12 protein-coding genes are annotated in these 13987 nt (G+C 61.8%); 9 read left to right on the top strand and 3 right to left on the bottom strand.

From position 1 onward, the window contains the following. The first annotated feature begins 233 nt into the window (after window positions 1-233). Window positions 234-1097 (top strand): glycine betaine ABC transporter substrate-binding protein, encoded by an 864-nt coding sequence (locus BN2476_RS29755; protein ID WP_087737804.1) that lies wholly within the window; start codon window positions 234-236, stop codon window positions 1095-1097. 135 nt (window positions 1098-1232) lie between these two features. Continuing rightward, window positions 1233-2888 (top strand): trimethylamine N-oxide permease, encoded by a 1656-nt coding sequence (locus BN2476_RS29760; protein WP_087737805.1) that lies wholly within the window; start codon window positions 1233-1235, stop codon window positions 2886-2888. A 93-nt stretch (window positions 2889-2981) separates the two neighbouring features. On the opposite strand, the gene purU is transcribed toward BN2476_RS29760, so the two are convergent. Next, window positions 2982-3866, bottom strand: coding sequence for a formyltetrahydrofolate deformylase (gene purU / locus BN2476_RS29765; RefSeq protein ID WP_087737806.1), 885 nt, complete (start codon window positions 3864-3866; stop codon window positions 2982-2984). 150 nt (window positions 3867-4016) lie between these two features. Further along, window positions 4017-4943: a choline sulfate utilization transcriptional regulator gene (locus BN2476_RS29770; RefSeq protein WP_087737807.1), complete on the bottom strand. Its 927-nt coding sequence runs from the start codon at window positions 4941-4943 to the stop codon at window positions 4017-4019. A 144-nt stretch (window positions 4944-5087) separates the two neighbouring features. Between BN2476_RS29770 and betC the strand changes: the two genes are divergently transcribed. The 3 genes from betC (at window position 5088) to BN2476_RS29785 (ending at window position 9023) form a co-directional block, all read left to right on the top strand. Then, window positions 5088-6629, top strand: a complete 1542-nt coding sequence (betC, locus tag BN2476_RS29775) for a choline-sulfatase (RefSeq protein ID WP_087737808.1) — start codon at window positions 5088-5090, stop codon at window positions 6627-6629. A 55-nt stretch (window positions 6630-6684) separates the two neighbouring features. Then, a complete protein-coding gene (locus tag BN2476_RS29780; protein ID WP_087737809.1) occupies window positions 6685-7650 on the top strand; it encodes a choline ABC transporter substrate-binding protein in 966 nt (321 codons plus the stop codon). Between the two features lie 230 nt (window positions 7651-7880). Further along, window positions 7881-9023, top strand: coding sequence for a porin (locus BN2476_RS29785; protein ID WP_087737810.1), 1143 nt, complete (start codon window positions 7881-7883; stop codon window positions 9021-9023). A 60-nt stretch (window positions 9024-9083) separates the two neighbouring features. Here BN2476_RS29785 and BN2476_RS29790 read toward each other — a convergent pair whose 3' ends face one another. Then, window positions 9084-10076 carry a GlxA family transcriptional regulator gene (locus BN2476_RS29790; RefSeq protein WP_087737811.1) on the bottom strand — a complete coding sequence of 331 codons (993 nt, stop codon included), beginning with the start codon at window positions 10074-10076 and terminating at the stop codon, window positions 9084-9086. 324 nt (window positions 10077-10400) lie between these two features. Between BN2476_RS29790 and BN2476_RS29795 the strand changes: the two genes are divergently transcribed. The 4 genes from BN2476_RS29795 to BN2476_RS29810 all read left to right on the top strand — a co-directional run bounded on the left by BN2476_RS29795 (window position 10401) and on the right by BN2476_RS29810 (window position 13977). Continuing rightward, complete coding sequence (locus tag BN2476_RS29795; protein ID WP_087737857.1) at window positions 10401-11363, top strand: choline ABC transporter substrate-binding protein; 963 nt, start codon at window positions 10401-10403, stop codon at window positions 11361-11363. Window positions 11364-11459: 96 nt separating this feature from the next. Further along, entirely contained in the window at window positions 11460-12389 is a 930-nt protein-coding gene (gene cdhC, locus BN2476_RS29800) for a 3-dehydrocarnitine:acetyl-CoA trimethylamine transferase CdhC (RefSeq protein ID WP_087737812.1), read from the top strand. 42 nt (window positions 12390-12431) lie between these two features. Next, complete coding sequence (locus tag BN2476_RS29805; protein ID WP_087737813.1) at window positions 12432-13397, top strand: L-carnitine dehydrogenase; 966 nt, start codon at window positions 12432-12434, stop codon at window positions 13395-13397. Window positions 13398-13485: 88 nt separating this feature from the next. Next, window positions 13486-13977, top strand: coding sequence for a thioesterase family protein (locus tag BN2476_RS29810; RefSeq protein ID WP_087737814.1), 492 nt, complete (start codon window positions 13486-13488; stop codon window positions 13975-13977). Window positions 13978-13987 lie beyond the last annotated feature (10 nt).

The raw sequence follows: 13987 nt of genomic DNA on the forward strand, positions 1-13987 counted from the left end.
CCCCGCACAGGGGCAACGTCCGCGCCGCGAGGCGCATCGCGGATGCCAGCGCAAAGGGCAAAGAGAACCAACGCATTCGCGGATGCTCGCGATAAGAGCAACAAAGCAGTCGCAGACAAAAAAACAAGAACGTCGCATATAGACAAGTAAACGTCGCAAAGCCGACCACCTCATGCATTCTGGTTGGCGATTCTAAAAGCTATACCGCGCGTGCGGACACAAGGAGATCGACCATGAAGCACCTGAAGAAACTGATGTTGTGCGGGGCGCTGATCGCAACGATGAGCGCCATGGGAACGGCAGCCGCGGACACCAAGCCGACGATCAAGATCGGTTACGTCGAAGGCTGGGACGACAGCGTCGCGACGTCGAACGTTGCCGCGCAGATCATCGAGAAGCGCCTGGGTTATCCCGTACAGCTCGTGCCCGTCGCAGCCGGCATCATGTGGCAGGGCGTCGCGCGCGGCGACCTCGACGCGACGCTGTCCGCGTGGCTGCCCATCACGCACGGCGCGTACTGGGATCAGTTCAAGGGCAAGGTGCAGGACCTCGGCGCCAACTATACGGATGCGAAGATCGGCCTGATCGTGCCCGCCGACGTGCCGGAGAAGAGCATCTCGGATCTCGAAGCGCACAAGGCGGACTTCGGCGGACGTATCGTCGGGATCGACGCGGGCGCGGGCGTGATGAAGAAAACATCGGATGCGATCAAGGCCTACAACCTCGATTACCAGCTGATGCCGAGCTCGGGCAGTGCAATGACAGCGGAACTCGCGCGCGCGATGAATGCCAATAAGCCTGTGATCGTCACGGGGTGGATACCGCACTGGATGTTTGCAAAGTGGAAGCTGAAGTTCCTCGAAGACCCGAAGAAGGTGTATGGCGAAGCCGAGCATGTCGACAGCGTCGTCAATCCGGGTCTCGATACGAAGGCTCCTCAAGTGGTCGCGTTTCTGAAGAAATTTCAATGGAAGCCGGGCGAAATCGACAGCGTGATGCTGGCGACGGAGAACGGCGCCAAGCCTGCCGATGCAGCCGGATCGTGGATCTCCGCACATGGCGACCGCGTGAACAGCTGGCTGGGCGGAGCACAATAACCGTCCTTCTCTAACGCGTTCTGACGAGCGTTTTACGGTGGTGCGGATGCGCTGCGCGCGCATCCGCATTGCTGATGTTGTATCCGGTTGTTTGTGTTCCAGCCAGCGCGCAGGCCCCTATAAAGGAGACTCTGGATGGATCAGACAGGACTGCGCACGCGCAGTATCGAAGGCGCAGCGGACGGCGCCGCACATGAAGGCCATTCGCTTCAACGCGGCCTCACATGGAAAGACGCATTCTGGGTGACGAGCGGCGTGCCGGGCGGCGTGCTGTTCACGATCGGCGGCGTATCGGCGACGATCGGTCAGCCGGCATGGGCCATCTGGGTCGCGGCGATCCTGATGGGCCTCATTCAAAGCGCCACTTACGCCGAAATTTCAGGGCTTTTCCCTCACAAGTCGGGCGGCGCGTCCGTGTATGGCGCGATGGCCTGGGTACGCTACAGCAAGACCATCGCACCCGTTTCGGTGTGGTGCAACTGGCTCGCGTGGTCGCCGATGCTGGCATTGGGCACCGGGCTTGCCGCCAATTACGCGCTCTCGAGTCTCTATGCGCCCGATGCCGCGATCAACACGTGGCGCCTGACGCTGCTCGATCTCGGCTTTATCAAGCAGGGGCTTTCGCTGCGCATCAACGCGACGTTCATCGTCGCGGCGATCTTCCTGCTCATCACGTTCAAGCTTCAGCATAGCGGTGCATCGAAGGCCGCGAAGACGCAGCGCATTCTGGGCATCGCTTCGCTGGCGCCGCTGCTGATCGTCGGCATCGTGCCGTTCGTGACAGGCGATGTGCCCGCCGCGCATCTGTGGCCGCTGATGCCGCTCGGGCACGACGCGCAGGGCAATCTCACGGCCTCGACGTTCGGCTCGTGGAACGGCTCGGGCATCACGATGGCGTTCGGCGCGATGTTCATGGCGGGCTGGGCCGCGTACGGCTTCGAAACGGCTGTGTGCTATACGCGTGAGTTCCGCAATCCACGCACCGATACCGTGAAGGCCATCTTCTGGTCCGGCATGGCCTGCCTGGTCGTGATGACGCTCGTGCCGCTCGCGTTCCAGGGCGTGCTGGGCACGAAGGGCATGCTCGATCCGAAGATCGCGGACGGCACGGGCGTGGCCGCGGCCATGGCGCATATGGTCGGCGGCGGCGCGGTCGTGTTCGACGTGGTCGTGATCATGCTAATGCTGACGATCCTGCTGATCGTGATGACGTCGATGATGGGCTCGTCGCGCACGCTCTATCAGGCGTCCGTCGACGGCTGGCTGCCGAAGTACCTGTCGCACGTCAACGAGCACGGCGCGCCGACGCGCGCAATGTGGACCGACCTCGGATTCAACCTGGTCCTGCTACTGATGTCGGACTACATGACGGTGCTGTCGATCTCGAACGTCTGCTACATGATCTTCGTGTTCCTGAACCTGCAATCGGGCTGGATTCACCGGCTGGATCGCGCTGACGCGGACCGTCCTTTCCGCTGCCCGACGTGGCTGCTCGCGGCGGGCGCGCTGTGCGGCTATCTGGATCTCGCGTTCATCGGCGCAGGCGCGGATCTTCAGGGCGTCGGCACGATGCGCAATGGTCTGATCGCGATGCTGCTGATCGTGCCCGTGTTCATGTTCCGTCATTACTGGCAAGACCGCGGGCGGTTTCCGGTGCGCATGGCGCAGGACATGGAGTGGCGGGGCGGCGTGCGGCCCGCTGGCCTGCGGGGCTTGCTGCCGTATGGCGCGTTGTTGCTCGCGGTGTTCGTCGTGTGGTTCTCGCACTATCTCGCGAAACCGTTCTTCTGATTCTTTAACGTCAATTGACCGCCGCGTTTGCTATTGCAACGCGGCGGCTTTTTGCTTTTTGGCGCGCTCGTTTCGAAAGCGTTGAAAAGACCTTTAAAGCACGACGGTTCTATCGCCATTGATGAACACGCGCCGCTCGACGAACGCCTTCACGGCGCGCGCAAGCGTGATGCACTCGACGTCGCGGCCCACGGCGAGCATGCGCTCCGGTCCGTACGAGTGATCGACGCGCTGCACTTCCTGTTCGATGATGGGGCCTTCGTCGAGATCGTCGGTGACGAAGTGCGCCGTCGCGCCGATCAGCTTGACGCCGCGCGCATGCGCCTGGTGATACGGCCGCGCGCCCTTGAAGCCGGGCAGGAACGAGTGATGGATATTGATCGCGCGGCCTGCGAGCTTGCGACTCGTTTCGTCGGACAAGATCTGCATGTAGCGCGCGAGAATCATCAATTCGGCGCCGCTCGATTCGAACAGATCGAGAATCTGCGCTTCCTGTTGCGCACGCTTTTCGGCCGTCACGGGGAAATGATGAAACGGCAGGCCGTGTTGCACGGCAAGCGGCTCGAAGTCGGGATGATTCGACCCGATGCCGACAATGTCCATCTTCAGTTCGCCCATGCGCCAGCGGAACAGCAGATCGGCGAGACAGTGCTCCAGTTTCGACACCATGATCAGCACCTTGGGCCGCGCGTCGAGGTCGTGCATCGACCACATCATGTCGAAATCGGCGGCGATCGGGTGAAACTCGCGGCGCAACGTGTCGATCTGCAACGCGGACACGGGCGCGCTCTCGCTTGCCACGCCATGAAACACGCAGCGCACGAAAAAGCGCGAGCTGATGTCGTCGTCGAACACGGTCAGCTCGTCGATATAGCAATGGTGCCGATCGAGAAAGCCGACGACGGCGGCGACCTGGCCGGCGGCGCTCGGGCACGAAAGGGTCAGCGCGAACTGTTTGGGGCGATCGGTGGCGGGCATGCGAGTCCTCTGTATTTCGATGTGGGATTCCCGCATGGCCGTGCCAAACGTCGTGCAGCGCATCGCGGCGCGGCAAGCGGGATGATCAAGTAAATCAGCCCAATTTGCGCGCGCATAGAACCGATGCGCCGTGCTCGTAGTATCGGAGCGTCAGGCGTGCGCGTGCTCGATCACGTGGACCAGTTCGTCGAACAGCCAGCGCCGGAAAAGCGGCACGGCGGCGGGCGCGGGACGGCTGGGCGGGCAGACGAGGTAGTAGCCGCGCTCCGTGGTGACGGGCGTTTCCAGCAGGCGCACGAGCTGGCCCGACGCGATGAGCTCGTCGGTGAGGGGCGTCCAGCCCAATGCGACGCCCTGGCCCATCAGCGCGGCCTGCACGACGAGCGAATAGCTGTTGAACATCATGCCCTGGCTTTGCTCCGGCTCGGGCAGCCCGTATGCGGCGAACCACGTGTGCCACGCGAGCCAGCGTTCGGGCTCGGTGGGTTGCACGTGCAGCAGCGGCAGGTGCGCGAGATCTTCCGCGCACATGACGGGCCGGTGCGCGTCGCGAAGCGCGGGCGAGCAGACGGGTGTGACCGCTTCGGGGAAAAGGCGCGTCGACGTGCAGGGCGGCCAATGGCCGTCGCCGAACGCGATCGCGATGTCGGCGTGATCGCGGTGCGGATCGTAGCCGAGTTGCGACGTGACGATCTTCACGTTGACGCCAGGCATCGACGCGTTCAGCCGCGCGAGGCGCGGCATCAGCCAGTAGGTCGCGAAGCCCGCATCGGTGAGGATCGTCAACGAGCCCGTGGCGCGGCGCGCGCGGATATCGGCTGTGGCTTCGCGGATCGTGTCGAGGCCGCTGCGCACGGCCTGATACAGCAACGTGCCTTCCGGCGTGAGCGTCACGCCGCGATGGCCGCGTTCGAAGAGCGGCGTGCCGAGTTCTTCTTCGAGTTGCACGATGCGCTGGCTGACGGCGGGCTGCGTCGAGCCGAGTTCGCGCGCGGCGGCCGTGAAGCTCGCGAGGCGCGCGGCCGATTCGAACGCCGTGAGCGTCTGCATCGGAGGAAGGCGGTCTGGTCCCGGCATAACATTCCCTTATGGGCCGATAAGCGTGCGCCGCCTTCACAACGTTTTAATGAGCGGCAATAGTGACGTGCATGCGGCGAGTCATTAAGTCGATGCGTCGCCGCGCAACGAAGCGCAATCCTCCGATTCTAATCCGCCCCGCCCATGAGCCTTAATACAAAGCAGAATATCCTTATCCTGATGGCCGATCAGATGACGCCGTTTGCACTGCGCGCGTACGGCAATCAGGTTTCGCTGACGCCGCGCATCGATGCACTCGCGAAAGAAGGCGTCGTGTTCGACTCGGCATATTGCGCGAGCCCGCTGTGCGCGCCCGCGCGTTTTTCCATGATGGCGGGGAAGCTGCCCGCCGCAATCGGTGCTTACGATAACGCCGCCGAATTGCCCGCGCAAACGCTGACGTTCGCGCATTATCTGCGCGCTGCCGGCTACCGGACGATTCTTTCCGGCAAGATGCACTTCTGCGGCCCCGACCAGTTGCATGGTTTCGAAGAGCGGCTGACGACGGACATCTATCCCGCCGATTTCGGCTGGGTGCCGGATTGGGAACACCCGGACGTGCGGCCGAGCTGGTATCACAACATGAGCTCGGTGCTCGATGCGGGCCCGTGCGTGCGCACGAACCAGCTCGATTTCGACGACGAGGTCACGTACACCGCGCGTCAAAAGCTGTACGACATCGTGCGCGAGCGCGCGGCGGGCGGCGATACGCGGCCCTTCTGCATGGTCGCGTCGCTCACGCATCCGCACGATCCCTATGCGATCCCGCTGCAGTACTGGGACCTCTATGGCGACGATCAGATCGACATGCCGCGCGTGACGCTGACGCGCGAAGAGAGCGATCCTCATTCGAAACGCCTGCGCGATGTCTACGAGGCCGACCTGACGCCGCCGACGGACCAGCAGATTCGCGACGCGCGGCATGCGTATTACGGCGCGCTGTCGTATGTCGATGCCCAGTTCGGCGCGATTCTCGATACGCTCAGCGCAACCGGGCTCGCCGACGACACGATCGTCATCGTCACGTCGGATCACGGCGAAATGCTCGGCGAGCGCGGGCTCTGGTACAAGATGACGTGCTTCGAAGGCGGCGTGCGCGTGCCGCTGATCGTGCATGCGCCGAAGCAGTACCGCGCGCATCGCGTGGCCGCGTCTGTTTCGCATGTCGATCTGCTGCCGACGCTCGTCGAAATGGCGACGGGCGCGCGCGGGAGCGAATGGCCCGATCCCATCGACGGACGCAGCCTGGTGCCGCATCTGCACGACGACGGCGGGCACGACGAAGCGATCGTCGAGTACTTCGCGGAAGGCGCGATTGCACCGCTGCTGATGATTCGCCGAGGCAGGTACAAGTTCATTCATACGCCCGTCGATCCCGATCAGCTTTACGACCTCGCGGACGATCCGCACGAGCGCGTGAATCTTGCGCAAGAGCCTGCGGCGGCGGCACTGGTCGACGCATTTCGCAAGGAAATCGAACAGCGTTGGGACGTGCCCGCGCTGCATCGATCGGTGCTCGCGAGCCAGCGGCGCAGGCGCTTTCATTTCGAAGCAACTACGCAAGGCGTGATCCGCTCGTGGGACTGGCAGCCATTCACGGACGCGAGCCAGCGCTACGTGCGCAATCACATCGAACTCGACACGCTCGAAGCGATGGCGCGCTATCCGCGCGTTGTCGCGCGCTGATGTCATACGCGATGCAAGTCGACGGAACACGACTAACTCACTACGGGAGCACACGATGAACAGACACTGGAGAAGTTCGCTTGTGAAGGCCGCGCTGACGCTCGCGGCATTCGGCACAGCCTTGACGGGATCGTCGCATGCCGCGGAGCCGCAAAGTTGCACGCAGGTTCGCATGGCCGATCCCGGCTGGACCGACATCGACGCGACGAACGCCGTGGCAGGCGTACTGCTCAAGGCGCTGGGCTATCAGCAGAACGTGTCGAATCTATCCGTGCCGATCACGTATCAGGGCTTGAAGAAAGGGCAGATCGACGTGTTTCTCGGCAACTGGATGCCCGCGCAAGGTCCGCTCGTGAAGCCGTTCGTCGACGATCATTCGATCGACGTGCTGCACGCGAATCTGGTCAACGCGAAGTTCACGCTGGCCGTGCCGGATTATGTCGCAGCAGCGGGCGTTCATTCGTTCGCCGATCTCATCAAGCATGCCGATCAGTTTAACGGAAAGATCTATGGCATCGAGCCGGGCGCGCCCGCCAATCAGAACATCAAGAAGATGATCGCCGACAAGGCGTTCGGACTCGGCGACTGGAAGATCGTCGAATCGAGCGAAACAGGCATGCTCACGCAGGTCGAGCGCGCGGTACGCGACAAGCAGTGGATCGTCTTCCTCGCGTGGGAGCCGCACGTGATGAACACGAAGTTCCATTTGACCTATCTGTCAGGCGGCGATGCATATTTTGGCCCGAACTACGGCGGCGCGACGGTGAATACGGTCACGCGCGCGGGCTTTGCGGGGCAGTGCGCGAATCTGGCGAAGCTCTTTCAGCAGATGACGTTCAACGTCGACATGGAAAACCAGATCATTACGAATGTGCTGCAAAACAAGGTCGATGTGAATACGGCAGCGATGAATGCGCTGAAGGGCAACCCCGCATTGTTAGGCGCATGGCTCAAAGGCGTGACGACCACGAGCGGCAGCGACGGATTGCAGGCCGTGCAGGCGCAACTCGGTATTCACTAAAGCGGCATTTTCGGCACTCGAATAGAGGCGCGTAGTTCTGCAATAGAACGCGCGCTTTTGTTTTATCGCGCATGTCGCTGCCAGACCAAAGTGTGTCGTGTTTGGTCGAGTTGCTCGAAATATGGATTTGTACTGTGCGTTGATCGTCGTGCAATTGGCACACGACGCGGAGCTCGCTTCGCATTCCTATACCCCTATATCCTCATAGTCAGGCAAGAGAGAACGACACAATGAAAAAGCTGAATGCCGCAGCACTGACAGGCGTCGCGTTCGCGCTCGCCGGAGTTTCGAACGCGAGTCACGCACAAAGTAGCGTCACGCTGTATGGGATCATCGACGCGGGCATCACTTACGTGAACAACACCGGCGGCTCGCACGTGGTCAAGTTCGACGATGGCGTCTCGTATGGCAACCGCTTCGGCATCAAAGGAACGGAGGACCTGGGCGGCGGTTTGCAGGCGGTATTCGCACTTGAGAATGGCTTTCACCTCGGCAATGGTCAATTGGGCTTCGGCAGCACGATGTTCGGGCGCCAGGCTTATGTGGGTATCAAGAACCAGTGGGGCACGCTGTCGTTCGGCAATCAGCTGGATATGACGAACGAGATTCTGACCACATACAACGTTTCTGCGTGGGCGAGCGGCTATGCAATTCACCAGGGCGACTTCGACCGGTTCAACGGGGATCGTCTGCCCAACTCGGTGAAGTTCCTGTCGAATGAATTCGCGGGCTTCATATTTGGCGGCATGTACTCGTTCGGCAATGTCGCGGGCAATTTCCATCAGGACAGCGCATGGAGCGTCGGCGCGCACTATGCGAATGGATCCTTTACGGTTGGCACTGCTTATACGCAGTTGAACAATCCGCACGGCATCTATGCGTTCGACCCGTACGCGATGCTCGGCGTGCATACGTTTCTGGGCCAGCCTGTGGTGACCGTCGATCCGGCGACCGGTGCCCGAACAGATCTCTTTTCTAGCAATCCCTTCCCCGTCGATAAGCAGGGCACGTTCGGCGTGGGTTCGAGCTATGCGATCGGCAACGTGACGCTGATGGGCAACTTCAGCTACACGACGATCAAGGGGCTCGGCGTCACGTCACACATGAAGGTCGCGGAAGGCGGCGCGGACTGGCAGGTCACACCGGCGTTCAGCGTGATCGGCGGTTATCAGTACACGAACTTCGAAGGTCATCACTGGAATCAGGGCTCGCTCGGCGCACATTATCTGCTGTCGAAGCGGACGGACCTGTATATCTCGGGTGACTATCTGAAGGCTTCAAACGGCGTCGATGCCGTGATTGGTTATAGCTTCACACCATCGACGACAACGACGCAAGCCGATGTGCGAATCGGCATGAGGCACTCCTTCTAATTTCATTTTCCCGCGACGGCCTTCTGCGGTCTTTTAGACCGTCGCGGACATACGTCCCGTTCAAGGCAAAGCATTCTCCCGCGTCGTACTCACCACTCCGCCAGCACTGGAACGTACCGGCCTGCGATCATCGCGCGGGCTTGCTCCAAACCGCGCCCGATACGTGCGCGAGAAGTGCGATGGCGATTCGAAGCCACACGCGACACAGATCGCCGTAATCGACATATCCGTTTGCCGCAAAAGCTCTCTCGCGCGATCGAGTCGCAATTGCAGATAGAAATGCGTCGGCGTGTCCTTGAGCGACGAGCAGAAGAGCCGTTCCAGCTGTCTTCGCGTGACGCCGATTTCCTGCGCAAGGTCGGCGGGTGTCAGCGGCTCTTCCATATTCTGTTCCATCACGCCGATCACCTGAATCAGCTTGCGGTTGTGCACGCCATAACGCGCGGCAATTTCCATTCGCTGATGATCGGAGCGCTGACGTATGCGGCTCACCACGAACTGCTCGGAGATCGACGAAGCGAGCGCCGCGCCGTGACTGCGCGAAATGAGGTCGAGCATCATGTCGATCGATGCCGTGCCGCCCGCGCACGTAATGCGCCGCTCGCCGATTTCGAATAGCTCTTCGCTCGCCTCGACGGTGGGATAGCGCTCGCGAAACGCGGAGAGCGCTTCCCAATGCAAGGTCACGCTGTCGGTTGGGCGCAGCAGGCCCGCTTCCGCGAGGATGAACGCGCCTGTATCGATGCCACCGAGCGTCGCGTGCGCGCGGTCGAGACGCTTGAGCCAGTCGCCGAGCGCACGGCTATAGCACACAAGCGGCTCGAAACCCGCGACGACGAAGACCGTTTGCGCGTGGTCGACATTGCCGAACGCGCTTTCCGCATTCAGCGAAATGCCGTTGCTCGCGGCGACGGGCGCACCGTCCACGCTCAGTATGTGCCAGCGATACAGGTTCTCGCGAAAGCGGTTCGCGACGCGCAAAGGCTCGATGGCCGACATGAAGCCGATGGCCGAAAAGCCCGGCAGCAGCAGAAACGAAATGTCTTCGGGCATCGCTCGATCTTCTCGATCTCAGGTGAAGCGGATTCGTCGAATCCGGCGAGCGTAGCAAGTGCCATGCTATGCGGCAAGCCGCGCCAAAAATCGCGCGTCGCGATTGCGCGGCGCACAAATGAGCGCAGACCGCGCGCACAGCAAGTTGCATGCTGGTTTTCCCTCATGGTCGCGCGCAAGCAAGAACGGGTCGCTGGCGGTCGATTTTGGGGAAATATGGGCCTGTACCTTTGCTTCACACCAGTTGTTTTCGGGTCGTCTCACTAGCCGCCCATATCGTGGGCGTTACAGGACACGCTGCGAATCGTGTCGAAGGGGATCGTCATGAAGTTGCGCATCAAAGTCGTTACCGCATGTATTGCCGGCCTTGTCACGGGCCTTCTTGCGACGCTGTCGCAGCCCGCGCTCGCGCAGGACCCGCCGAGTTGCCGCGCCGTCCATTTCGCCGACATCGGCTGGACCGATATCACATCGACGACGGCGCTCGCGTCGACGGTATTCGAAGGGCTCGGTTATCAGCCCGTGACGACGGTGGCCTCGGTGCCGATTTCATTTGCCGGACTGAAGAGCAAGCAGCTCGACGTTTCGCTCGGATACTGGTGGCCCGTGCAGGAAAAAGCGATCGCGCCGTTCGTCGAGTCGAAATCGATCAACGTATTGCAGCCGCCGAATCTGACGGGTGCGAAAGCCACGTTTGCCGTGCCGACCTATGAATACGACGCGGGACTCAAGACCTTTGCCGATATCGCAAAGCATCGCGCGGAACTCGACGGCAAGATCTACGGCATCGAGCCGGGCAGCAGCGCGAATGCCGCGATCCAGAAGATGATTGCGACCAATCAGTTCGGTCTCGGCGGTTTCAAGCTGGTCGAATCGAGTGAAGCGGGCATGCTCGTCACTGTCGAGCGTGCGGTGCGCGAGAAGAAATGGGTCGTTTTTCTCGGCTGGCAGCCGCATCCGATGAACATTCAGATCGACATGAAGTACCTGAGCGGCAGCGAAGGCGTATTCGGTCCCAACGACGGTGAAGCGCGCGTCTACACGCTGACGTCGCCCGACTTCCTGACGCGTTGCCCGAATGCCGGAAAGCTTGTCAGCAATCTTCGCTTTACGACGCAAATTGAAAACGTCGTGATGCAGTCGGTGATGAAGAAGGAGAAGCCTTCCGATGTCGCGAAGGCCTATCTGAAACAGAACCCGCAAGTGCTCGATCAATGGCTGGCCGGCGTAAAGACGTATGACGGCAAGGACGGTTTGCCCGCCGTCAAGGCTTATCTGGGTCTTTAAGCGAATGTTTTTAAGGCTCGACTCCTAAAGCTCGGTCTTTAGATGCGACAAGTACTTTCCATTCCGACTCTTTAGTTCTAACAGGAATTTGCACGCATGAACCATGAAGTGATCGTGACCTGCGCCGTCACGGGTGCAGGCGACACCGTCGGCAAGCATCCCGCCATTCCCGTCACGCCGAAACAGATCGCCGATGCGGCGATCGAAGCCGCGAAAGCGGGCGCTACGGTTGCGCACTGCCATGTGCGCGATCCGAAAACGGGACGCGGCAGCCGCGACCCGAATCTGTATCGGGAAGTCGTCGACCGCATTCGCTCGGCGAACACGGACGTCATCATCAATCTGACGGCGGGCATGGGTGGCGATCTGGAGATCGGGCCCGGCGAAGATCCGATGCGCTTCGGCGCGAATACCGATCTCGTGGGCGGGCTGACGCGTCTTGCGCACGTGGAAGAACTGTTGCCGGAGATCTGCACGCTCGATTGCGGCACGCTCAATTTTGGCGACGGCGACTATATCTACGTATCGACGCCCGCTCAATTGCGTGCGGGCGCAAAGCGCATTCAGGAATTGGGCGTAAAGCCCGAACTGGAGATCTTCGATACGGGTCATTTGTGGTTCGCCAGGCAATTGCTCAAGGAAGGGCTGCTCGATGCGCCGCCGCTGTTCCAGTTGTGTCTCGGCATTCCGTGGGGCGCGCCCGCCGATACGACGACGATGAAAGCGATGGTCGACAACTTGCCGGGCGGCGCGCAATGGGCGGGCTTCGGCATCGGGCGCATGCAGATGCCGATGGTCGCGCAAGCGATGCTGCTGGGCGGCCACGTGCGCGTCGGTCTCGAAGACAACATCTGGTTGGACAAGGGTGTTCCCGCGAGCAACGGTTCGCTCGTCACGCGTGCGGTCGAGATCATCGAGCGATTGGGCGGCCGCGCGCTCACGCCCGCCGAAGGTCGCAAGAAGCTCGGCTTGCCGGCGCGCGGCGAACGGCTGCTCGAAAAGCGCGCCGTCGAACAGTTCGCGTGAAGTTCAGATAAGGCTTTGCACAATTACAGAGGATCGTCGGCAATGGCAGTCATCACCAACATCAAGACATTTGCGGCAATCGGCGCTGGCGTGATCGGCAGCGGCTGGGTTGCGCGCGCGCTCGCGCACGGGCTCGACGTAGTTGCGTGGGACCCGGCTCCGGGCGCGGAGAAACAGTTGCGCGACAACGTCGCGAACGCGTGGCCCGCGCTGGAACGCGTCGGGCTTGCAGAAGGTGCTTCGCAGGATCGCCTGCGTTTCGTGACGACGATCGAGGCGTGCGTCGCGGATGCCGACTTCATTCAGGAGAGCGCGCCCGAGCGCGAAGAGCTGAAGCTCGCGCTGCACGAGCAGATCAGCCGCGCGGCGAAGCCGGATGCGATCATCGCGTCGTCGACGTCGGGGCTGTTGCCGACCGACTTCTATGCACGTGCATTGCATCCCGAGCGCTGCATCGTCGGGCATCCGTTCAATCCCGTGTATCTGTTGCCGCTCGTCGAAGTGGTGGGCGGCGGGTGCACGGCGCCTTCGACCATCGATGCGGCATCGGGCATCTACCGTTCGCTCGGCATGCGGCCGCTGCATGTGCGCAAGGAAGTGCCCGGCTTTATCGCCGACCGTTTGCTCGAAGCGCTATGGCGCGAGGCGCTGCATCTCGTCGACGAAGGCGTCGCGACGACGGGCGAAATCGACGATGCGATCCGCTTTGGCGCGGGCATCCGCTGGTCGTTCATGGGGACCTTCCTCACATATACGCTTGCAGGCGGCGACGCGGGCATGCGCCATTTCATGCAGCAATTCGGGCCCGCGCTCGAATTGCCGTGGACCAAGCTCGTCGCGCCGAAGCTGACGGATGGGCTGATCGATCGCGTCGTCGAGGGCACGGCGGAGCAGCTCGGTCCGCGCTCGATCAAGCAGCTGGAACGCTATCGCGACGACTGCATCACGAACGTGCTGTCCGCGATCGCCGACGCGAAAGCGCGGCACGGCTTGCATCCCGACGAATAACGTCGCGTAATATGGCTGCACGCGCGGGGCATCGGTGCGAGATGCCCCGCGCGCACGAACATCGTTCAACGCGACGGAGACAATCGCCATGCCGCGACACGCGGAACTGCCTGCGTATCACGACGTCGTGCGCGCCGAATGGGTCGACTACAACGGCCATCTGCGCGACGCGTTCTATATGCTGATCTTCAGCTTCGCCACCGATGCGCTGATCGATCAGATCGGTCTCGACGACTCCGTGCGCAAGGCGCGCGGCCGCTCGATCTATACGCTCGAAGCGCACATCAACTATCTGCACGAAATCAAGGAAGGCGCGCAAGTGCGAGTCGAGATGCGCGTGCTCGCGCACGACGCAAAGCGCATGCACCTCTACGTCGAAATGTTCGCGGATGACGGCGGCGAACCCGTCGCGGCGGGCGAACAGATGCTGCTGCACGTCGATACGAGCGGGCCGCGTTCCGCTGTGTTCGACAGCGATGTCGAGGCGCGCGTGCGTGCGCTCGTCGATGCGCAAGCCGCGTTGCCCCCTGCGCAATACGCCGGCCGTGTGATCGGTTTGCCTGCGCAGACCCGCAAGTGATGCGTCGGCA

Source organism: Paraburkholderia piptadeniae (assembly GCF_900007165.1).
In the GTDB taxonomy this organism is placed as follows: Bacteria; Pseudomonadota; Gammaproteobacteria; order Burkholderiales; family Burkholderiaceae; genus Paraburkholderia; species Paraburkholderia piptadeniae.